This is a genomic window from Labrys wisconsinensis, from assembly GCF_030814995.1.
GTDB classification, from domain to species: domain Bacteria; phylum Pseudomonadota; class Alphaproteobacteria; order Rhizobiales; family Labraceae; genus Labrys; species Labrys wisconsinensis.
Window position 1 is genome coordinate 345,863 of the sequence record NZ_JAUSVX010000004.1, and the last position, 21,617, is coordinate 367,479.

The following is a 21,617-nucleotide window of genomic DNA, read 5'->3' on the forward strand; positions in this document are numbered from 1 at the left end:
GCCGCGGGCGGGATCGGCCTCTCCATCCGGCAAGGGATGCCGCATCGGCGGGGGCTGTTGCAAGGGCCGCGCTCTTGGGTCATCTTGTGTGTATACAAACGATCCAGGGGCAATGGAATGACGATGGCGGCCCGGTTCGGCGCGCGGCGCGGCGGCATGGCTGGGGACCGATGAGGGCGAGCCGTCCGATCGCCCTGCACGTCAACGGCGCCGAGCATGCGGTGACGGCCGAGCCGTCGACGCCGCTGCTCTATCTCCTGCGCAACGACCTCGCCCTGAACGGCCCGAAATTTGGCTGCGGCCTCGGCGAATGCGGCGCCTGCACCGTGCTGCTCGACGGCGTGGCGGCCCGCAGCTGCGTGGTGCCGGCCGCCATGGCCGAGGGCCGCGCCGTGGTGACGCTGGAGGGCCTGGCGCAGGGCGAAACGCTCGACCCGGTGCAGCAGGCCTTCATCGACGCCCAGGCGGCGCAGTGCGGCTATTGCCTCAACGGCATGATCATGACGGCCAAGGCTCTGCTCGACCGGGTGGCCGAGCCGGACGAGGCGGCCATTCGCGAGGAGCTGCGCTTCAACCTCTGCCGCTGCGGCACCCATGTCGAGATCCTGCGCGCGGTGCGGCTGGCGGCCGAGCGCCACCGGGCGGCCCGGAGCGCGGCACCGTGAGCGCGGCCGAGCCGCTGTCGCGCGCGGCGCTGCTCCAGCGCAGCGGCGTGCTCGCCGTGGTGCGGCCCGGCCGGGATGGGGAGGACGAGCTGTTCCTCTGCCTGACCGAGGAAGGCGGCATCCTCGGCTTCAACGGCCATGTCGACCTCGGCACTGGCATCCGCACGGCGTTGGCGCAGATCGTCGCCGAGGAGCTCGACGTCGGCCTCGCCGACGTCACCATGGTGCTCGGCCACACCGCCCTGGCGCCGAACCAGGGTCCGACCATCGCCAGCGAGACCATCCAGGTCACCGCCGCGCCGCTGCGCCGTGCCGCAGCCCAGGCCCGCCGCCATCTCCTGGCGCTCGCCGCCGAGGTGCTCGACCGGCCGCTGGAGAGCCTGTCGACGCGCGAAGGCCGGGTGACGGCCGGGGAGGGCGGTCATGCCGCCGCCTATGGCGAGCTCCTCGGCAACCGGCGCATCCGCCTCGAGCTCGACGAGACGACGCCGGTCAAGCCGCCGGCCGAGTACCGTATCGTCGGCCGGCCGGTCGAGCGCACCGACATCCCGGCCAAGGCGACGGGCCGCGCCGTCTATGTCCACGACATGCGCCTGCCCGGCATGGTCCATGGCCGGGTGGTGCGCCCGCCCTATGCCGGCATCGACGGCGGCGAGTTCATCGGCCGCAGCCTGGTCTCGGTCGACGAGACCTCGGTCGCCGACATCCCCGGCATTCTCGCCGTGGTGCGGGAGGGCGACTTCCTCGGCGTGGTCGCCGAGCGCGAGGAGCACGCGGTCGAGGCGGCCGCGGCGCTGAAGGCGACATGGCGGCCCTGGGCCGACGGGGAGGGGCTCGCCAATCTGGAGACGGCGCTGCGGGCCCGGCCGGTGCAATCGCGCCGCCTCGTCGACCAAGGCGATGTCGAGGCGGCGCTCGCCGTCGCGCCGAAGCGGCTCGATCGCACCTATCTCTGGCCCTACCAGCTGCACGGCTCGATCGGCCCGTCCTGCGCCGTGGCCGACTTCACGCCGGACGGCCTCAGGGTCTGGTCCGGCACGCAGAACCCCCATGCCATGCGTGCCGACCTCGCCCTGCTCACCGGCCTGCCGGAGGCTGGCATCGAGGTCGTGCGGCTGGAGGCGGCGGGGTGTTATGGCCGCAACTGCGCCGACGACGTCACCGCCGATGCGGCGCTGCTGTCGCGGGCGGTCGGCCGGCCGGTGCGGGTGCAGCTCACCCGCGAGCAGGAGCACCAGTGGGAGCCGAAGGGCGCCGCGCAGGTGATCGACGTCGCCGGCGCGCTCGGGCCCGGCGACAGCCTGGCGGCCTATGATTTCCAGACGCGCTATCCCTCCAACGCCGCCCCGACCCTGGCGCTGCTGCTGACCGGGCGCGTGCCGCCCGAGCCGGCCGTGCTGCAGATGGGCGATCGCACGGCGCTGCCCTCCTACGACTACCGGAACCTGCGCGTCACCGTTCACGACATGGCGCCGATCGTGCGCGCGTCCTGGCTGCGCGGCGTCTCGGCCATGCCGAACGTCTTCGCCCACGAGAGCTTCATCGACGAGCTCGCCGTCGAGGCCGGCGCCGACCCGGTCGCGTTCCGCCTGCGCCATCTCACCGACCCGCGCGCCGCCGAGCTGACGCGGGCGACGGCCGAGCGCGCCGGCTGGACGCCGCGCACCGGCCCGGCCGGCGCCGAGGCGGAGGACGAGGTGGTGCACGGGCGCGGCTTCGCCCAGGCCCGCTATGTCCACGGCAAATGGCCCGGCGTCGGCGCCGCCTGGTCGGCCTGGGTGGCCGACGTGGCGGTCAACCGCTCGACCGGCGAGGTCAGCGTCACCCGGGTCGTCGTCGGCCAGGACACGGGCATGATGATCAACCCCGCGGGGGTGCAGCACCAGATCCACGGCAATGTCGTGCAGTCGACCAGCCGCATCCTCAAGGAGGAGGTCAGCTTCAGCGAGACCCGCGCCGTCGCCAGCCGGGAATGGGGCGCCTATCCCATCCTGACCTTTCCCGAGCTGCCGGCCATCGACGTGGTCATGCTGGACCGGCCGGACCAGCCGCCGATGGGGGCGGGCGAATCCGCCTCGGTGCCGAGCGCGGCGGCGATCGTCAATGCGGTCTACGACGCCACCGGCGTGCGCTTCCGCGAGCTGCCGCTGACGCCCGAGCGGGTGCTGGCCGGGCTCGGCCGCCTGCCGCCGCGGCCGGCCGCCCCGCCGCCCCGCCGCAAGCGCCGCTTCGCCTGGCTGGCCGGCTTCGGCGCGCTCTTCGCCGGCCTCGGCGGGCTCGCCGCCACGGCCCTGCCGATCCGGCCCGCCATCGCCCCGATCGAGCGGCCCGATCCCGCTGCCTTCGCGCCGCAGACCATCGAGCGCGGCCGGCTCATGGCGGCGCTCGGCGCCTGCGCGGTCTGCCATACCGTGGCGGGCGGACGGGCCCTTGCCGGCGGCCTGGCGCTCGAGACCCCGTTCGGCACGGTGACGACCACCAACATCACGCCCGATGTCGAGACCGGCATCGGCGCCTGGTCCTATCCCGCTTTCGAGCGGGCGATGCGCGAGGGCGTCCACCGCGACGGACGGCATCTCTACCCTGCCTTCCCCTATCCGAGCTTCGCCAAGGCCAGCGATGCCGACCTGCAGGCGCTCTACGCCTTCCTGATGGCGCAGCCCGCGGTGAAGCAGGCCAATGTGGAAAGCCGGCTAACTTTTCCCTTCAACCTTCGGCCGCTGATGGCCGGCTGGAACCTGCTGTTCAACCGCGGTACCAGTCCGGCACCCGATCCGACCCGCCCGGACGCCTGGAACCGCGGGCGCACCCTCGTCGACGGGCTCGGCCATTGCGGCGCCTGCCACACGCCGCGCAACGCCCTCGGGGCCGAGCGCGGCGGGGCGGCCTATCTCGCTGGCGGCGAGGCCGAGGGCTGGGATGCGCCGGCGCTGACCCGGCTGTCCGCGGCGCCGGTGCCCTGGAGCGAAAAGGAACTCTACGCCTATCTCCGCACCGGCGCATCGGCCCATCACGGCGCCGCGGCCGGGCCGATGGCGCCCGTCGTGGACGAGCTGAAGGCGCTGCCGGATGCGGATATCCGCGCCATGGCGGCCTATCTCGCCAGCTTCAACGATGCCCTGCCGCCGGACGAGGCCGAGGCGAAGGCGCAGGCGGCCGCGGCCGGCGTGCCGGTGCCGGCGGGCTTCAGCGCCGCAGCCCGGCTCTATGACGGGGCCTGCGCCACCTGCCACGAGGCGGGGCGCGGGGCGGTGCTGGCGGGCGCCGGCCAGCCGCTCGGCCTCCACACCAGCCTCCACGCGGAGCGGCCCGACACCTTCCTGCGGGCCGTGCTGGCAGGGATCGAGCGGCCGGCGGACGGCGCCATGCCGGGCTTCGCGGCGACGCTGGACGACCGCCAGATCGCCGAGCTTGCGGCCTATGTCCGCGCCCGCTTCGCGCCGGGCCGGCCGCCATGGCAGGATGTGGCCGAGACCGCGGCGCGGCTGCGGGCCGCACCGTGATGGGGGAGGCCGGCATGGCGCTGGAGCCGCTGGGACAGCGGGCTCTGCATGTGGCGATCGACATGCAGCGGCTGTTCGCCGAGCCGACGGACTGGTACGTGCCGGCCCTTGCCGGCATCGTCGCGAATGTCGAGCGGCTGGCGCGAGAACGGGCGGACCTGACGCTGTTCGCCCGCTTCCTCGTGCCGCCGAGCGCGGCCGAGGCGCCGGGGCGCTGGCGCCGCCATTACCAGCGCTGGCCGTCGGTGGCCGGCGACCGGCTCGATCCCGCGCTCATCGACCTGGTCGCGCCGCTGGCGACGCTGGCCCGGCCCGACCGGGTCATCGACAAGCACGGCTATTCGGTTTTCGGCGCGGAGGGCTTCGCCGGGATGCTGGCGCATCGGGGCGTGGACGCGCTGGTCTTCAGCGGCGTCGAGACCGATGTCTGCGTGCTGGCGAGCGTGCTCGACGCGGTCGACCTCGGCCTGCGCGTCGTGGTCGTGTCGGACGCGGTGACGAGCGCGGACCTCGATGTCCACGCCATCGTGCTCGGCCGGCTGCTGCCGCGCCTTGATGCCCAGGTCGAGATTGCCACGACCGAGGCCGTGCTCGCCGCCTGGGCGTAGCCGCCTACTTCACCACGCTCGGGATCTTCTCGGCCGGCGGCGTGTTGCGGCTGCGGCCGAGGCGGACCTGTCCGTCGATCACCACCATGCCGATGCCGGGCAGGTCGCCGAGCTGGATGCTGTCGAGGAAATCCCGGCCGGCGGAATGCTGCGCCTTGTCCATGAACACGAAATCGGCGGCGCGGCCCGGCTCGATCAGGCCGCAGTCGAGGCTGCGCATGCGCGCGGTGTTGCCGGTGGCGAAGCAGAAGGCGATCTCGGCCGGCACGTCGCCGAGGGAGGAGAGCAGCGAGACCATGCGGGCGATGCCGAGGGGCTGCACGCCGGAGCCGGCCGGCCCGTCGGTGCCGAGGATGACGCGTTCCAGCTGCCCCATTTCGCGCGCGGTGCGCAGGGTGTAGAGCGCGGCGCGCTCGTTGCCGTTGTGCACCAGCTCCAGGCCGCGGCGGCAGCCCTCGCAGATGCAGCGGATCTCCTTGTCCGGCAGGGCCGTGTGGCCGCCATTGACATGGCCGACCACGTCCGTGTCCGCCTCCAGCACCACGTCGGCGCCGATCAGCCCGGAGCCGGGGATCGAGGGGCCGCCGGTGTGGATGGTCGACTGGATGCCGTATTTGCGGGCCCAGGCCACCATCTGACGGGCCGTCGCGCCGTCCTTGACGCCGCCGAGCCCGACCTCGCCGAGCAGCCTGACGCCGGCCGCGGCGAGCTCCTTGAAGTCCTCCTCCACCATGCCCGGCTCGATGACAGGCGCGCCGGCATGGATCTTGACCCCGCCGGGCCGGAAGGCGGTGAAGGCGCGCTGGGCGAAGATCGCCATGGCCTTGAGGCCGACCACGTCGCGCGGCCGGCCGGGCGTGTGCACCTCGCCGGCCGAGATCATCGTGGTGACGCCGCCGTTCATGGTCGAGTCGATCCAGCCGAGCTGGTTCTGGCGCGGCGTCCAGTCGCCGGCGACGGGATGGACGTGGCTGTCGATCAGCCCGGGCGCCAGCACCGTGCCGTTGGCGTCAACGACGTTGGCGGCCCCTTCCGTGTCGAGATCCCCATAGCGGCCGACCGCGGCGATGCGCCCGCCGACGGCGACGACGGTGTCGGCGTCCAGGATCGGGTTGGCGATGTCGCCGCTCAGCATCAGGCCGACATTGCGAATCACCAGCTTGTGGTCGGGATGGGTTTGGGCGGCGACGGGCTCGGCCATGATGGTCCCTCTGTCCTCTCCGGCCGCGGTGCCGCGGCCCCGGAGCGCCACCCGGTTGACAGGCCGGGCGTGCGCTGCAATATTGTTAGCACACAAACGAGTTTTGGCAACGACCGTTCAGGCCCGACGAGTCTGCCCATGACCTTCGCCGTCACCGACGCCCGCATCCGCTGCAAGTATATGGACTGCGTCTCGGTCTGTCCGGTCGACTGTTTCTACGAGGGCGAGACCATGCTGGTCATCCACCCCGTGGAATGCATCCATTGCGGCGTGTGCGAGCCGGAATGCCCGGCCGACGCGATCGTGCCCGACACGGCGGCGGGCGCCGCGCCCTGGCTCGAGCTCAATGCGCGGCTCGCGGCGGTCTGGCCGAACATCACGCGCAAGGGCACGCCGCCCGCCGATGCCGACGCCTGGAAGGGCGTGCCGGGCAAGCTGGCCTATCTCTCGCAAGGCCCCGGCGGCTGATGCCGGCCTTCCCGCGCCACTGTCCCGTTCCGCAACGCTTTCCCGTCCGACGAGCCGTCCCATGAGCAATTTCCACGAAGAGCGCGTCCTCAGCGTCCACCACTGGACCGACACCCTGTTCAGCTTCAGGACGACGCGCGACGCGACGTTCCGCTTCCGCAACGGCGAGTTCACCATGATCGGGCTCCGGGTGGACGACCGGCCGCTGCTGCGCGCCTACAGCGTCGTCAGCACCAATTACGACGAGACCCTCGAATTCTTCTCGATCAAGGTGCCGGACGGGCCGCTGACCTCGCGCCTGCAGCACCTCAAGGTCGGCGACCCCATCATCGTCGGCAAGAAGGCGACGGGCACGCTGGTGCTCGACAATCTCCGGCAGGGGAGGCACCTCTACCTCCTCGGCACCGGCACCGGCCTTGCCCCGTTCCTGTCGCTCATCCGCGACCCCGAGACCTACGAGCGCTTCGAGAAGGTGGTCCTGGTGCACGGCTGCCGCCAGGTGGCCGAGCTCGCCTATGGCGAGATGATCACCAGGACGCTGCCGGAGGACGAGTTCCTCGGCGAGTTCGTGCGCGAGCAGCTCATCTACTATCCCACGGTGACGCGCGAGGATTTCCGCAACCGCGGCCGCATCACCGACCTCATGCGCTCGGGCAGGTTCTACGAGGATATCGGGCTGCCGCCGCTCGACCGGGAGCACGACCGCTTCATGCTCTGCGGCAGCCCGCAGATGCTCGTCGACCTCAAGGCCATGTTCCTGGAGCACGGCCTGCAGGAGGGCAATCACGGCGAGCCGGGCGACTTCGTCATCGAGCGGGCCTTCGTGGAGAAGTGACGGCGAGGGCGTTGCGCGTCGCCTCGTCGGCGAGGTCGAGGCCGAAGCGCTCGGCCAGCCGCCCGATGCGGTAGCGCAGCGTCGAGACGTGCAGGCCGAGCCGGTCGGCGCTGGCCTGGTAGCGCCCGCCGGTGCGGGCGAAGACGAGCGCCGTCTCGGCGAGAACCGGCTCTGCCGCGGCGATGCGGGTGAGGAGCGCGGTCGCGCCCTCCTCCGCCGCCGGCTCCCGTCCGGCGCCCCGCGCCGCCTCGAGCCGGCGCTCCGCCGCCAGCATCGCTCCGGCGATCCGCGCCAGCGCCGCGAGCAGCGCGGCCTCGGCCGCTGCCACCGCGTGGGTCCGGGGGGCATGCAGGCTGATGACCAGCCGGCGGCCGGCCGCATCCCGCGCCTGCGTCGGCAGCACGGCGACTGCGCGATAGCCCTGCACGCCGGCGTCGATGCGATAGAGCGGGAATGCCGCGTCCGCCTGCATATCCGCGCAGAGGAAGGGCTCGCCGCTGTCAAGCACGTGCCGTGCCGGGCTGGCGGCCAGCGGCCAGCGCGTCGGCAGGCCTTCGAACAGCGGCCCGCCCGCGCCGTGCTGGGCGAGGAGATGCACGAGGCCGCCCTCGACGCCGAGCAGGCCGCTGGCCGACCAGGGCGGCACGAGGGCGCAGAAGGATCCGAGCACGGCCGGAGCCATGGGCTCGCCGGCCTCGGCCGCGCCGTCGAGACGGGAGGCGAAACGGGCGATCAGGCCGGCATCCATGGTGGTCATCCTATGAATCATAGGACAACTACGCCCTGGCTGCCGCGGTTTCGAGGGAAGATTCGCGGCCGGCCCGCTGGCATGATCGGCCTCGCCTCGACCGATAGGACCGATCATGCCGCGCCAGATGCACTTCATGGCCTATCTCAAGACCGGGCCGACCGCGACCCATGCCGGCGGCTGGCGCCATCCGGAATCGACGCTGGGCGATATTTTCGAGCCGACCCGCTACGAGCACATCGCCCGGGTGCTGGAGGATGCCTGCTTCGACGGCTGCTTCTTCGCCGACCTCTTCGGCCTCTACGACATCCACAGGGGCGGCTTCGACACCTATGTCGAGCGCGGCGGCCAGATCAGCTTCCTCGACCCGATGGTGGTGCTGCCGATCATGGCGCGGGCGACGACCCGTCTCGGCCTCGGCGCGACGCTGTCGACCACGCTGTTCAACGCCTACCATCTCGCCCGCTCGCTGCTGTCGCTCGACGTCCTGAGCAAGGGCCGCGTCGCCTGGAACATCGTGACGTCGGCGACCGAGCTCGAGGCGCAGAACTTCGGCCTCGCCAATCTGCCGCCGAAGGAGGCGCGCTACGACCATGCCGACGAGGTGCTGGAGGCCTGCATGGCGCTCTGGCGCAGCTGGGAGCCCGACGCCTTCGTGCTCGACAAGGCGGCCGGCCGCCTCGCCGATCCGGCCAAGGTGCATTATGCCGACTATGCCGGCACCAGCGTGCGCACGCGCGGGCCGCTGTCGATCCCGCCGAGCGCCCAGGGCCACCCCGTGCTGATGCAGGCCGGCGCCTCGGAGCGCGGCCGGGACTTCGCGGCGCGCTGGGCCGAGGTGGTGTTCGCGGCCCAGTCCGGCAAGGACGCCATGCGGGCCTTCTACCGCGATCTCAAGGACCGCATGGACCGGCGGGGCCGCCGGCCCGAGGACTGCGCCGTCCTGGTGCAGACCACCTGCATCGTCGGCGAGACCGATGCGATCGCCCGCGACAAGGCCGACTATGTCAACAGTCTCGCCGAGGAGGAGCTCATGCTCGCCAATACGTCCAGCAATGTCGGCGTCGACATGAGCCGCTACCGCGAGGGCGAGGCGCTGGCGAGCCTGCAGGGCGCGCAGGGCATCCAGGGCGCCGTCGACCTCCTGGAGCAGGTGCGGGCGCAGCAGAACCTCACCCTCGGCGAGGCGGCGCGGCGGCTCCTGCCCAACCAGATCATCGGCTCGCCCGTCACCGTCGCCGACCGGCTGGAGGAGCTGTTCCGCGCCGAGGCCTGCGACGGCTTCGTGCTGACGCCGGCGACCTTCCCCACCAGCCACGAGGCCTTCGCCCGCGCCGTAGTGCCGGAGCTGCAGCGCCGAGGCCTGTTCCGCACGGCGTATCGGGGGCGGACGCTGCGCGAGCACTTGAGGGAGTGAGGCGTGCGAACGCTATCGGCGGCACCAACCGCGACCGTCATGGACGGGCTTGTCCCGTCCATCCACGCGAACTCCGTCGGTTGATGAAAGTGCACGGGCTGCGGCTGCGAGGGCCCCGCGTTCGTCGCGTTCGCGTGGATGGACGGGACAAGCCCGTCCATGACGATGAGGTTCTGACGCAATGAAAGCCGACGCGCTGTTGCCTTCGGCGTCACGATCGCCGAGCTTCCTGCCATGGGAGGCCATGTCTATATCCTGACCAATCGTGCGAACGGCACGCTCTACACTGGCGTCACCGCCAACCTCGCCGAACGGATCTTCCAGCACCGGGAGGGGCGCGGCTCCACCTTCACCAGGCGCTATGGCCTGAAGAGGCTGGTCTGGTACGAGGCCTTCGACGATATCCGTGACGCCATCCAGCGCGAGAGCGCGATGAAGCACTGGCCCCGCGCCTGGAAGATCCGGCTCATCCTGGCCATGAACCCGGGCTGGGCGGACCTCTACGAGGGGCTGGCGTAGCCCCCGCGCGGAATCCCGGGCTCGGACAGCAGCTGCCCCATCCGCGCCGTCATGGACGGGCTTGTCCCGTCCATCCCTAGCGAAATCGATCTCGATTTCGCGGGGAACACCGGTGGTGCCGCGGAGGGCGCTGACCGATGTCGAGACGACCGGCGGTGCCAGGACGGTCACCGGTTGATGTCGCCGCGAACAAGAGCCGTCGTCGCGGTCGCGTGGATGGACGGGACAAGCCCGTCCATGACGCTGTGGTTCCCGCGCGATGAAGGCGCACCCTCGCCGCCTCACCCCCTACCGCAGCCCGTCCTCGCCCTTGATCTCGGCCTTGGTCAGGCCGCCGATCCGGGGGAGCGGGCGGCCGGAATCGGTCACCACCACCGCCACCATGATCTCGTCGGCGCGCGGCGCGTCGTTGACGCGCACCTCCATGCCGTCGAAATGGCTGCGGACATAGGCGGCGTCCTTGTGGCCGAGCGGCACGTCGAGGGCAACGCCGGGGCCACCGCACTTCTTGGCGGAGGGCACCAGCGCCGCGCCCTTGCCCAGCACCTTGCGCAGCGGCGCGCCGAGCCTGGGGTGCAGGATCGCGGCGGCGTGCTCCAGCTCGCCGTTCTCGCCGACCGCGGCGGCCTTGCCGTAGCTTTCCGCCGCCGGGCCCTCGATGCCGAGCGCCGCGACGGCGCGCCGGCCGAGGAGGTCGCCGAGCTCCTCGCCGATTTCCATCAGCGGCGTCAGGTCTTCCACGTAGCGCCCGGCGAAGGGGTTGGCGATGACGGCCACGGCAGCGGCGCGGCGGGTCGGCGGATCGACCGGCCGGCCCATCTCGCTGTGCACCTCGTCGACGATGGTCACCAGCTTGCGGATCGAAGCTTTGGTCATCTCAGGCCGTCCTCTCCCTTGATCTCGCTGGCCTTGAGCCCGCCGACGCGCGCATGCACCCGCGGGCCGGTGGTCATCACCAGCGCCAGCACCAGCTCGTCCGCCTTCGGCCCGTCGGGCAGGCCGACCTCCATCGCGTCGAAATGGCTGCGGACATAGGAGGCGTTGATATGCGTCACCGGCACGTCGAGCCGCGTGCCGGGGCCGCCGACCTTCTTGGTCGAGGGCACGATCGCCTTGGCGTCGCCGAGCAGCTCGCGCATGGCATAGCCCCCCGGCACGTGCCAGAGCGCTCCGTGCTCCAGCTCGCCGGCGGCGCCGACGATGGCGCCCTTGCCGTAGCCCTCGATCGCGGCGGCCTCGCCCCCGAGCGCGGCGAGCAGGCGCCGGGCCATGGCGAGGCCGAGCGGCTTCAGGTCCTCCATGAAGCCGGCAATGTCCTCGACATAGCGGCCGGCGAAGGGGTTGGCGATGACGGCCAGCGCCGCGCCGCGCTTCAGCGGCACGGCGGCGACGGGGCCGCCCTCGTGAAGGATCTCCTCGACGGTGATGAGCTGCTTGCGGACGGCGACGTCAGGCATGGGCGGGGATCCTGGCTGAGAAGAGGGCGGGGCCGGCGGCGAGGCGCGTCTCGCCGGCGAGACGGGTCTCGCCCTGGAGATGCAGCGCAGCGCCTTCGATCAGGCCGGCGGCGCGCAGGCTTTCGGCCATGGCGAGGCCGCGGGCGAGGGCTGCATCGACCTCGCCCGCCGTCAGCGGGCCGACCGCGCGGGTGACGAGGCGCGCGCCGAGGTCGCTGTCGGGCTGGATGTCGCGAGCCGGCCGGCGCGTCACCGCGGGATGGCCGGGCAGGTCGACCGCGTTGGCGATCACGGTGGCGGCCGCGTCCGCCATGGCCGATGTCCGCGCCAGCACCGTGACGGCGTCGGCGATGCCGAGGGAGAAGCTGCGGCCGCGCCGCCCGCTGGTGGCGATGCCGCGCACCGGCATGGAGGCGGCGATCGTGCTCGTGCCGAACAGGCCCGGCCGGTCGGGCCGGTCGACCAGGCCGATGCGGAAGCTCTCCCCCGGGGCGAGATGCAGGGCGATGTCGCCGCCATTGTTGACGAACGCCCGGTCGAGGGCCGCGGCCGCCAGCATGGCGGCGAGGATCTCCTCGGCCACGGCGCCGGCGACCGCCGCCATCGGCGTGATGAACAGGACGTCGGCGAAGGGCATGACGGCCGCATGCATGCGTCGGGCGACCGGGCCTTGCGGCAGCGGCCGGCCCGTCCCGGCCGGGGCGCGCAGCAAGGCGAGCTCGCCGCAGAGCTCGGCCAGCAGCCCGTCGAAGCGCCGCGCCGCCGTGCCATAGGCGGCGGTGACCGCCGCCGGCTGCCCGAAGGCTGCGATCACCAGGTCGATCGGCCCCTGCTGCAGGTGCAGCCGCCGGCCGTCGGGCAGCATGCGGGCGATCGGGGGCTCCATCGCCCTACCCGTGCGAGCGGCGCGCGCCCTGCGGCGCGAACGGCCAGGGATTGTCGTGCCGGTGCGGCAGGCTGAGGCGGCCGCCGGGATCGAGGGTCGTGAGCGGGCGGACATAGTCCATATGGCCGCCGAGGGCCGCGTAGTCGGAGAGCTTCAGGGTGAACTCGATCGGCGCCACCAGGGCCGGGGTCGGCACATAGCCGAAGGCGTTCTCCGGCAGGCGCGTCACGTCGACCATGAAGGTGATGCCGCCACCCGGCCAGACATAGACCGGCGCGCCGCCGCAGGTGACATAGGTCAAGGCGTCCTTGACCGAGCGGGTCAGGCGCACCGGATTCTCGGTGACGCCGGCGCGCAGCGAGCCGCCGGCGCCGCCGATGAACAGCACGGTCGAGAGCGCCGGCTCGCAATTCTCGGCGATGCGATCCACCGGCTCGACCAGGGCCTGCGGCATCTCGGCCTGGACCGGCCGCAGCGCCTCGTCGAGCTCGTAATAGGCGGCGTGCTCGCCCGTGGTGGAGACCATCAGCAGGCGCAGGCCGGGACGGGCGACCTTCGGGTCGAACGGGCCGAGGATGGCGAGGGGATCGTCGATGTCGGTGCCGCCCCAGCCGGTGCCGGGCTGCGCCACCTGGAAATAGCGCCCGGGCGTCGAGCGCCGTCCCTTCAGCCTGATGCCGGTATCGGGGATGCCGAGCAGCTTGCCGGCCTGGTGCTCGGACAGCACGCCGGTGATGTGGTCGTCGACCACCACCACCTCGTCGACCTTGCCGTGCCACTGCTTGGCGAAGATGCCGATGGTGGCCGAGCCGCAGCCGACGCGCATGCGCGTCTCGGTCTGGCCGTTGACGATGGGCGCCCGGCCGGCCTGGACCACCAGCGTCGCGCCGCCGTCGATGCTCATCTCGACCGCCTTGCCGTTGCACAGCTCCAGGAGCGCGTCGCAGGTGACGCGGCCCTCCTTCTTCGAGCCGCCGGTGAGGTGGTGCACACCGCCGAGCGAGAGCATCTGCGAGCCGTATTCGCCGGTTGTGACATGGCCGACCGCCTCGCCCTCGACCCGCACCATATGCGTCTCCGGGCCGATGAAGCGGTCGGTGTCGATCTTCACCTTGACGCCGCAATAGCTGAAGATGCCTTCGGTCACCACCGTGACCATGTCGACGCCGTCGACCTCGGAGGAGACGATGAAGGGCGCCGGCTTGTAGTCGGGATAGGTGGTGCCGGCGCCGATGGCGGTGACGAAGGTCTCGGCCTGCGGCACGATGCTGCCGTCCCACTCGTCGGAGCGGACGAAGGGCACGACCTCGCCGCCATGCGACAGGGTGCGGTCGAGCAGCACGTGCGGGTCGACGCGCACCAGCTCGCCGTCGGCATTGGCATAGCGGTCGCAGGCGCCGGTCATGCCGGGCTTGATGAAGCACATCACCGGGCAGGCGTCGCAGCGGATCTTGTCGTCCTTCACCGGAACGGCATCGGCATCAGCGGGCATGGCGGCCTCGGTGGGAAGGCCCGCCGGCCGGGGCCTCGCGTAGGAGCCGGGCGACCGGGCGGAAATTCATTTGTATACTAACGATACTCGGCTTTCGACCATGACGTGTCAAGGGCGCCGTCCTGGACCGCGGACCCGCTGCCATGGCCTCAGCGGACGGCATAATGGCTCGGATCCTGCGCCGAGCGCAGCTTCGGCGCCAGATAATCCGCCTGCGCCGGGAAGCGCGCCACGGCGTTGAGGGCGATGCGGCCGGCGATCGGGGCGAGCTCGAGGCGCCGGTCGTTGCCGATGATGCCGACCTGCGGCGGCGCGAAATAATTGGCATAGACCGCGGTGATGAAGGTCATGCTGGTGAAGCTCGCGCCGATCTCGCGCGCCAGCGTCGCCTCCGGCGCCAGGCTGTGGTTGATCAGGTCGGCGCCGAGCGAGCGGTAGGCATTGGCCTCGGCCGGGCTCTGCAGGCGAGGCCCCCAGCAATGGGCGCAGACGAGCCCCGCCGAAAGGCCGTAGACCCGCTGCTCGGCCGGCCAGAGCTCGCGCGCCGTCGCCTCGACCACGCCGGACAGGATCGGGCACATCAGCTGCTTGCCGCTGGCATCGTAGCGCAGCCGGCCCGGCAGCAGCGAGAACTGCGTCTGGGTGAGCTCGATCACGTCTCCTGATATGACGAAATCGCTCTCCAGGATGGCGCGGTTGAGCGCGCCGCTGGTCGACATCGCCAGGATCTTGCCGACGCCCGCTTCGCGCAGCACCCAGTAGAGCCGGCGCTGCGAGCTGTGATCCATCTCGTCCAGCCGGTTGCCGTGGGAGAAGACGACGAGGACGCGCCGCGGCCTGCCGTCCTCGGTGATCGTGCCGTCGAGCTCGACCAGCTTCCACTCGTCCGACACGCCGAACGGCGTCGCGAACGCCATGTCGCGCTGGATCAGCTTGACGCCCGGCTCGGCCACGTCCTCTGGGAAGCGCAGGCCCCAGGTGGCGCTGCCGCAGATGATGGCGTGGTCGACCTTCGGGATGGGCAGGGTCTGGTCCGGCATGGCAGCGTCAGCCTTCGAGCACGATGGTATGGGCGGGGTCCCAGGTCAGCGTCACCGCGCTGCCCGGCCCCAGGCCTTCGGTCATGCGGTTCTGCACGAAGACCGTGAGCAGGCGGGCGGCCGCCTCGACCTTGTAGGTGACGGAGTTGCCGGCGAAGATCTCGGTGGCGACGGTGCCTTCGAGACGGTTGAGGCCGTCCTGGGCGGCGGCCCGGCCTGGCGTCAGCGTGAACTTCTCCGGACGGACGGCGAGCGTGACCTTGGACCCCGGGGGCGCCGCGTCGCGGGTGTCGACGGCGAGGCCGCCGCCGATCGGGATGCGGGTGAGGCCGTCGGCGCGGCCGGCGACCTGACCATCGAAGAAGTTGGCAGTGCCGAGAAAGCCCGCGGCGAAGGCGGTCTTCGGCCGCTCGTAGATCTCGCGCGGCGCGCCGATCTGCTCGACCCGGCCCTCGCTCATGATGGCGATGCGGTCGGACAGGGTCAGCGCCTCCTCCTGGTCGTGGGTGACGAACACCGTGGTGATGCCGACATTGCGCTGGATCTGCTTCAATTCGATCTGCATCTCCTCGCGCAGCTTTTTGTCGAGCGCGCCGAGCGGCTCGTCGAGCAGCAGCACGCGCGGGTTGGTCGCAAGAGCCCGCGCCAGCGCGATGCGCTGCTGCTGGCCGCCGGACATCTGGCGCGGCTTGCGCGGGCCGTAGCTCTCCAGCCGCACCAGCTTGAGCAGATCGGCGACGCGCTCGGCGATGCGAGCCTTTGGCTCGTGGCGCACGGAGAGGCCGAATCCGACATTGTCGGCGACGCTCATGTGCGGGAACAGCGCGTAGTTCTGGAACATCATGCCGATGTCGCGCTTGTGCACCGGGATGTTCTGCACCGGCCGGCCGCCGATCGAGATCTCGCCTTCGTCGGGGTCGATGAACCCGGCGATCGAGCGCAGCAGCGTCGTCTTGCCGCCGCCGGAGGGGCCGAGCAGCCCGAAGAACTCGCCGTCGGCGATGGTCATCGACACGTCCGCCAGGGCGGTGACCTTGCCGTAGCGCTTGGCGACCTTGCTGATGCCGACCACGCTCATGTCAGCGCTCTCCGCCGAATTTGCTGAAGCGGGCGAAGGCGAGCATCATCGCCATCGACGCCAGGATGATGATGGTGGAGATCGCGTTGATCTCCGGGGTGAAGCCCTTGCGGATCGCCGAATAGATCTCGACCGGCAGGGTGGAGACGCCGACCGGCGCCAGGAAATAGGAGACGACGAACTGGTCGAAGGAGATGGCGAAGGCGAACAGCGCCGCCGCCACGATGCCGGGCGCCAGAAGCGGCACCGTCACCCGCCAGAAGGTCTGCCAGCCATTGGCGCCGAGGGTCGCCGCCGCCTCCTCCATGGCGATGCTGAAGCTCTTCAGCCGGCTGCCGACGATGATCACGACATAGGGCAGCGACAGCGCGACATGGCCGAGCAGGATGGCGTGCAGGCCGCGGCCGATGCCGGTCCAGAAGAAGAAGATCAGCATGGCCGTGCCGGTGATCAGCCAGGGGATGGTGAGCGGGGGCAGCAGCAGCACCTGCAGCAGGCGCTTGCCGAAGAAATCGTAGCGGGCGAAGGCGAGCGCGGTGAGCGTGCCGAGCCCGGTGGCGATCACCGTGTTGGCGATGGCGATCAGCACGCTGTTGCGCGCCGCGGCCAGCAGCGTCGCGTTTTCGCTGAGCGCCCGGAACCAGACGAGGTCGAAGTGGAACGGCAGCTCGTAGAGCTGGGAGGTGTTGAAGGCCATGACCATCATCACCAGGATGGGCATGTAGAGGAAGATGAGGATCAGGCCGAGATAGGAGCCGGCGAAGAGGCCGCCGAGGGATCTCATGGTCGCCTCCTCAGCTCAGGGTCATGTGCTTCTTCAAGACCGGCGCGCACAGGCCCATGAGGATGAGCACGATCGCCAGCATGATGAAGCCGAGGGCCGCGCCGAGCGGCCAGTTGAACGAAGCGGTGAACTGGTTCTCGATCAGCGTGCCGAGCATGATCGCCTGCTGGCCGCCGAGGATGCGCGGCTCCATGAAGGAACCGATCACCGGCACGAAGATCAGCACCACCCCGGCGACCACCCCGGGCAGGCTCAGCGGCAGGGTGATGCGGCGGAACACCGTGAAGGAGGAAGCGCCGAGGCTGCGCGCCGCCTCGGCCAGGCTGTCGTCGATCGCCTGCAGCGAGACATAGCAGGTGAGGATCATGTAGGGCAGGTAGGCGTGCACCAGGCCGACGACGATGGCGGCGTAGCTGTACATCAGGTCGAGCGAGGGCGCGCCCGGCCAGATCGCCCTGAGGCCCTGCGCGACGAGGCCGTTGTTGGTGAGCACCATGGTCCAGGAGAAGGTGCGCACCAGCCCGTTGCTCCAGAACGGCAGCACGATCAGCAGCAGCAGCGCCTCGCGCCAGCGGTTCCTGACGAACTTGGCGAGCAGCAGCGCCGCGGGATAGCCGAGCACGAAGCAGGTGAGCGTCACGGTGAAGCCGAGCGTCAGCGAGCGCCAGGCATTGATCCAGTAGAGCGGCTTGGTGAAGAAGTCGGTGTAATGCTTGAGCGTGAACTGGGCCACGCGGCCGCCGATCGGCGCGACCGTCAGAACGCTGAAATAGAGCATCGCCGCCAGCGGCAGCAGCACGGTGACGAGGAGCACGATATAGGCGCCGCCGGTCAGGCCGACGATCGCCTGCGCGCGGCGGGCGCCGCCGGTCATCGACGCGAGCCGGCCGGAGGGCGCGGCGCGCGCCACCGCGCCGGCGCTGTCGGCTGCGATGTTCGACATCCTGTTCCCATCTGCATATTCGTTTGTACACTAACATATATGATCGCGGATCGCTGGCAAGCCCCGTCCTCGAAAGGCTCCAGCCTGGGCATGGTAGCAGGAAAGCCGGCCGTGCCGACTCGCCATGCCTGCCGTCAGGCCGGCAGGCCGTGCACCGAGAGCGGCGCGCCGGGGCGGGCGCCGGAGACGTCGACGGCGATGCCGGAGCCTTCGGCCCGCCACGGCGCGTCCCGCCCGTCGAGACGCACGGCGACGACCCGCTCCGGCGGGAGCTGCGGCAGGCGGATCTCGGCCGCGCCCGGCGCCGCGGCCAGGATGCGGCAGGCGAAGAGCCCGCTCTCGACGACGAGATGCGTGAGGCGCCCGGTGAGCGTGCTGGCAAGGATCGGCACGCCGCCCTTGGCGAGGGTCAGATGGCCCGCCGCCACGGTCACCGTCACGTCGCCGATCGGCGAGGCGAGGGGGCCGAGCGCCACGTCCTCGCCGGTGTTGACGATCTCCCAGCCGCCCCAGGGATTGACGTCCATCACCTCGGCCACGCCGAGCATCGGCAGCATGGCGCCCCAGGTGAGGAAGGGGTCGGTGTCGGGCTGGTCGTCGATCTCGCCGGTCTCGGCGCTGTAGTTCTCGCCGCACAGGCGCCGGCTGGTCCAGGACTGCATGAACAGGTCGAGGCTCTTCTGCGCAAAGGCGCTGGCTTCGTCGAGGAAGCCGTAGCGGCGCAGGCCCTGCCAGACGAACCAGTTGACGTTCGGCCAGATGCGGCCGCGCCAATAGACGTTGTCGGCATAGGCCGGGTCGTCGCGCGTCGCATTGGGAATGACGTAGCGCCCGCCGAACGTGGCGGGATCGTCGAGATGGGCGAGGAGGCGGGCGGCCTGCTCCGGCGAGGCGGCGCCGCAGATCAGGGGGTAGAAGCTGGTCGGGCCGAGGCTGCGCACGAAGCCCTCGCCGGGCGGCGCATGACGCCGACGGTTGGCGAAGATGCCGCGCGCTTCGTCCCAGAGCTCGGTGCGGATCTTGTCCCGGCTGGCGGCGGCGAGGCTCGCGAACTCCGCCGCCTCCTCCGGCCGGCCGAGCTCGGCGGCGATCAGCGCCAGCATCTCCGCGTCGAGCGCCAGGGTGCAGTTGAGGCCGACGTCGAGGAGCGACAGCGTGCGGGTGGCGGGATCGTACACCGCCTCGTCATGGGTGGCGGAATTGTCCATGCCGGTCTCGTTGCGCGCGCCGAAGGCGGTGCCCTTGTAGAGGGCTTCGCCGACGTCGGAGGTGCCGCAGGAGACGAGGCCCCGCCCGTCGGGGTCGCGATGCCTGCGCCACCAGCGCTGGTTGCGGGCGAGCAGGCCGTAGCCGGCCTCCAGCAGGGTGCGGTCGCGCCGGCGCAGGTAGAGCAGCCACAGCATGAAGGCGCCGTTCGGCGCCTGGGTGCGGTCGACCCAGGCATCGTTCGAGGTGACGATGCAGGCGAAATTGCCCTGCGGCGTGGCGCTGGCCATGGCCACGGCGAGGTTCTCGGCGGCGAGGCCGCCGTCGAGGAGGCCGGTCATCCCTGCCGCATAGGTCTGGTCGTTCCACCACACGGCGAACGTGCCGAGGTTCCAGATCCGGCTGACCGCGGTGTAGGGCCGGTTGTTGACCCCGTCCCACAGCGTGTTCCAGCCCATGACGTCGCGGACCACGTCGAGCGCGCCGGCATGGCGACCGTGCTGGGACGGCAGGGCCGGCTCGGCGGGGGCGGCGTCGAGGGCGGCACGAGCCCGTTCGATCGCCAGCGCCCGGTCGTCGGCCACCGCGGCGGCGAAGCGGTTGTCGCGCATCATCTCCAGGTTGAAGCGCAGCGCGATGGTCGGCGCCGCGGTGCCGCGGCTGGCGATCTGGAAATAGCCGTTCGCCTCGAAGTCGGCGGCGAGCGCCTCGACGCTGTCATGCGCCGTGACCTCGACGGCCGGCGCCGCGCTGACCAGGGCGACGAAGCGATGGCCGACCTTCACCACCGCGGCCTGGGCATCGGTGAGATATTCGACCGTCTCGCCGCGCTCGGCCGAGAGGCACAGCGTCACCCAGAAGCGCAGGCCCCATTCCTTCAGCGCCACGCCGGTCCACGCGCCGACCACGGCATAGGGATCGGGCTTGGCGTAGCGCAAGGCAAGGCGGGTGCCGGCATGGACGGCCTCGATCTCGACCAGGCTGCCGTCCACCGCGTGCCGGCCGAAGACGGTGCCGTCGCGCGGGGTGATGGTCGTCGCCTTGCGAATGCTGGTCGCATAGAGCACCGGCGTCAGCCGCACCCCGAGCGGCAGGAACACCATCTCCGCCGGCCGATCCGACCAGCTGTTCCAGGCACGGGCGGCGGGAATGGTGGCGTCGACGAGCATGGGAGGTCCGTGGGGCAGGGCGTGGTGGTGAAGATGCGATGGCGGGGCGGAGGAGGGAAGGGGCGGCACGGACGCTCAGGTCAGGCGTGTCCGCGGTTGGGGAGGTTCGTCATGAGCCGGCTTTTATTCCACCACCGCAGGAACGCGACTGCCGACTGCGTTCGCGTGGATGGCCGGGTCAAGCCCGGCCATGACGGCTGAGAGGTCGCGGGACGAACCCGATCGCGTTGCAGCGGTCGCGGGATGGCACATGGCCAATTCCTCACCCGCGACCGTCATGGTCGGGCTTGACCCGGCCATCCACGCGAACACTGCGGGCGGCAGAAGGGGCGCCGGTTCTTGCCGAGCTGAACGCCCCGTTTGCCGATCGAACCCGATCCCTCCCGATCTGCAGGGGAGACCGAGCCCGACACGCCCCTTACTGCGCGAAGTCGGTCTTCACCTCGGCCCAGAGCTCCTGGATCTCCTGGCGCTTGTCGTCGGGCATCGGCTGCATGAACTTCAGCCGGCCGGCGACCTCGGGCGCGCCCATGACGACCCGGTTGAAGGCGTCCGCCGGAAGGGCGGCCACGGCCTTGGTGTTGGCCGAGACCGCGGCGCCCGTCTGGGTGTCCCAGCGGACGTAGAAGTCCGGGCTGATCATGTAGTCGATGAACTTGGCAGCCCCGTCCGGGTTCGGCGCGTTGGCGGCGATGGTCAGGGTGTCGAACCAGCCGACGGCGCCCTCCTGCGGGAGGACGAACTTGCTCGGCAGCTTGAACTTCTTCACCGCGCGGGCGGCGCCGCCGGCCCAGATCACGCCGATGTCGAAGCTCTTGGCGGCGAAACCCTTCATCCACTCGTCCTCGGAAGCCCAGAAGGAGCGGATCTGCGGCTTCAGCTCGAGCAGCTTCTTCTTGATCGCCGGCATGTCGGAGGGGTTGTTGATGTCCTGGCCGAGCGCGATCGCCGCGAGCTCGACGGCCAGGAGCGCATCATCACGGAAGGCGATGCGGCCGGCATATTTGGGGTCCCACAGCGCGTTGATCGAGGTGATGTCGTCCTTGATCGTGTCAGTGTTGTAGGAGAAGGAGGTGGAGCCCCACACCCAGGGCACGCCCCAGAGCTTGCCCTCGACCGTGACGCTCGGGTCCTTGGTCAGGGTCGGGTTGACGTCGGGCAGGTTGGTGATCTTGGCCGGGTCGATCGTCTGCACCAGGCCTTCCCCGCGCGCCTGGTTGAGATAGGTGGAGTTGACCAGCACCACGTCGTAGGCACCGGGGCTGGTGCGCAGCTTGGTCAGCATCTCCTGCTCGGAGGTGAAGTAGTCGTGCACCACCTTGATGCCCGTCTTCTTCTCGAATTCCTCCACGGCGAACTTCTCGTCCGTGCCGTAGCCGTTCCAGTTCAGCACCTTGATCTCGGCGGCGAACGCCGCGCCGGTCGAGGCGGCGAGCCCGGCGCCAAGCGCCGCGGCGAGCAAAGTCCGGTGTCCCTTCATCGCAAGTCCCCTCTCGTGCATGCCTGTTTCAGGCGGTCTCGGCCCTGCGGCCTTAGTGTTTGTACACTAACAATACACGGCGCGAGGCAGGGCGCAAGATGGCGCGACGGCGCCTGCG

At 70.9% G+C, this 21,617-nt stretch carries 19 protein-coding genes; 7 read left to right on the forward strand and 12 right to left on the reverse strand.

The features are described from left to right. The first annotated feature begins 170 nt into the window (after positions 1-170). The 3 genes from QO011_RS14260 to QO011_RS14270 are packed head-to-tail and all read left to right on the forward strand — an operon-like array spanning position 171 to position 4,776. A complete protein-coding gene (locus QO011_RS14260) occupies positions 171-665 on the forward strand; it encodes a (2Fe-2S)-binding protein (RefSeq protein ID WP_307272969.1) in 495 nt (164 codons plus the stop codon). Continuing rightward, positions 662-4,168, forward strand: coding sequence for a molybdopterin cofactor-binding domain-containing protein (locus QO011_RS14265; protein WP_307272971.1), 3,507 nt, complete (start codon positions 662-664; stop codon positions 4,166-4,168). Before QO011_RS14260 ends, QO011_RS14265 begins: the two co-directional genes overlap by 4 nt. A 14-nt stretch (positions 4,169-4,182) precedes the next feature. Next, positions 4,183-4,776: a cysteine hydrolase family protein gene (locus QO011_RS14270; RefSeq protein ID WP_307272974.1), complete on the forward strand. Its 594-nt coding sequence runs from the start codon at positions 4,183-4,185 to the stop codon at positions 4,774-4,776. A gap of 4 nt (positions 4,777-4,780) precedes the next feature. Here the strand turns inward: QO011_RS14270 and QO011_RS14275 are convergent, their stop codons facing one another. Beyond that, positions 4,781-5,977 (reverse strand): amidohydrolase family protein, encoded by a 1,197-nt coding sequence (locus QO011_RS14275; RefSeq protein ID WP_307272976.1) that lies wholly within the window; start codon positions 5,975-5,977, stop codon positions 4,781-4,783. A 138-nt stretch (positions 5,978-6,115) separates the two neighbouring features. Here QO011_RS14275 and fdxA point away from each other — a divergent pair, with 138 nt between their 5' ends. Further along, positions 6,116-6,445 carry a ferredoxin FdxA gene (gene fdxA, locus QO011_RS14280; RefSeq protein ID WP_307272977.1) on the forward strand — a complete coding sequence of 110 codons (330 nt, stop codon included), beginning with the start codon at positions 6,116-6,118 and terminating at the stop codon, positions 6,443-6,445. 61 nt (positions 6,446-6,506) lie between these two features. Next, positions 6,507-7,280: a ferredoxin--NADP reductase gene (locus QO011_RS14285; RefSeq protein WP_307272981.1), complete on the forward strand. Its 774-nt coding sequence runs from the start codon at positions 6,507-6,509 to the stop codon at positions 7,278-7,280. On the opposite strand, the gene QO011_RS14290 is transcribed toward QO011_RS14285, so the two are convergent. Continuing rightward, positions 7,252-8,037: a helix-turn-helix domain-containing protein gene (locus QO011_RS14290; protein WP_307272983.1), complete on the reverse strand. Its 786-nt coding sequence runs from the start codon at positions 8,035-8,037 to the stop codon at positions 7,252-7,254. The genes QO011_RS14285 and QO011_RS14290 overlap by 29 nt on opposite strands. 106 nt (positions 8,038-8,143) lie before the next feature. Between QO011_RS14290 and QO011_RS14295 the strand changes: the two genes are divergently transcribed. Further along, positions 8,144-9,445 (forward strand): NtaA/DmoA family FMN-dependent monooxygenase, encoded by a 1,302-nt coding sequence (locus QO011_RS14295; RefSeq protein WP_307272986.1) that lies wholly within the window; start codon positions 8,144-8,146, stop codon positions 9,443-9,445. 234 nt (positions 9,446-9,679) lie between these two features. Continuing rightward, entirely contained in the window at positions 9,680-9,964 is a 285-nt protein-coding gene (locus QO011_RS14300) for a GIY-YIG nuclease family protein (protein WP_307272989.1), read from the forward strand. Positions 9,965-10,252: 288 nt separating this feature from the next. On the opposite strand, the gene QO011_RS14305 is transcribed toward QO011_RS14300, so the two are convergent. From QO011_RS14305 to QO011_RS14350, 10 genes are all read right to left on the reverse strand, one after another. Further along, positions 10,253-10,840 (reverse strand): amino acid synthesis family protein, encoded by a 588-nt coding sequence (locus QO011_RS14305; RefSeq protein WP_307272991.1) that lies wholly within the window; start codon positions 10,838-10,840, stop codon positions 10,253-10,255. Next, the gene (locus tag QO011_RS14310; RefSeq protein ID WP_307272992.1) at positions 10,837-11,421 is read right to left on the reverse strand and encodes an amino acid synthesis family protein; all 585 of its coding nucleotides are present in this window, start codon (positions 11,419-11,421) and stop codon (positions 10,837-10,839) included. The genes QO011_RS14305 and QO011_RS14310 overlap by 4 nt, the downstream gene beginning before the upstream one ends. Further along, positions 11,414-12,307 carry a UPF0280 family protein gene (locus tag QO011_RS14315; RefSeq protein ID WP_307272994.1) on the reverse strand — a complete coding sequence of 298 codons (894 nt, stop codon included), beginning with the start codon at positions 12,305-12,307 and terminating at the stop codon, positions 11,414-11,416. Before QO011_RS14315 ends, QO011_RS14310 begins: the two co-directional genes overlap by 8 nt. Positions 12,308-12,311: 4 nt before the next feature. Then, a complete protein-coding gene (locus QO011_RS14320) occupies positions 12,312-13,799 on the reverse strand; it encodes a 6-hydroxynicotinate reductase (protein ID WP_307272997.1) in 1,488 nt (495 codons plus the stop codon). 149 nt (positions 13,800-13,948) lie between these two features. Beyond that, on the reverse strand, positions 13,949-14,839 hold the full coding sequence (locus tag QO011_RS14325) for a phosphorylase family protein (RefSeq protein WP_307272998.1): 891 nt from the start codon (positions 14,837-14,839) through the stop codon (positions 13,949-13,951). Between the two features lie 7 nt (positions 14,840-14,846). Beyond that, entirely contained in the window at positions 14,847-15,917 is a 1,071-nt protein-coding gene (locus QO011_RS14330; protein ID WP_307273001.1) for an ABC transporter ATP-binding protein, read from the reverse strand. Position 15,918: 1 nt separating this feature from the next. After that, positions 15,919-16,701: an ABC transporter permease gene (locus tag QO011_RS14335; protein WP_307273003.1), complete on the reverse strand. Its 783-nt coding sequence runs from the start codon at positions 16,699-16,701 to the stop codon at positions 15,919-15,921. Between the two features lie 10 nt (positions 16,702-16,711). Continuing rightward, on the reverse strand, positions 16,712-17,644 hold the full coding sequence (locus QO011_RS14340; protein ID WP_307273006.1) for an ABC transporter permease: 933 nt from the start codon (positions 17,642-17,644) through the stop codon (positions 16,712-16,714). Positions 17,645-17,778: 134 nt separating this feature from the next. Beyond that, a complete protein-coding gene (locus tag QO011_RS14345; protein ID WP_307273008.1) occupies positions 17,779-20,019 on the reverse strand; it encodes an MGH1-like glycoside hydrolase domain-containing protein in 2,241 nt (746 codons plus the stop codon). A gap of 418 nt (positions 20,020-20,437) precedes the next feature. After that, positions 20,438-21,499: an ABC transporter substrate-binding protein gene (locus QO011_RS14350; protein WP_307273011.1), complete on the reverse strand. Its 1,062-nt coding sequence runs from the start codon at positions 21,497-21,499 to the stop codon at positions 20,438-20,440. Between the last annotated feature and the right edge of the window lie 118 nt (positions 21,500-21,617).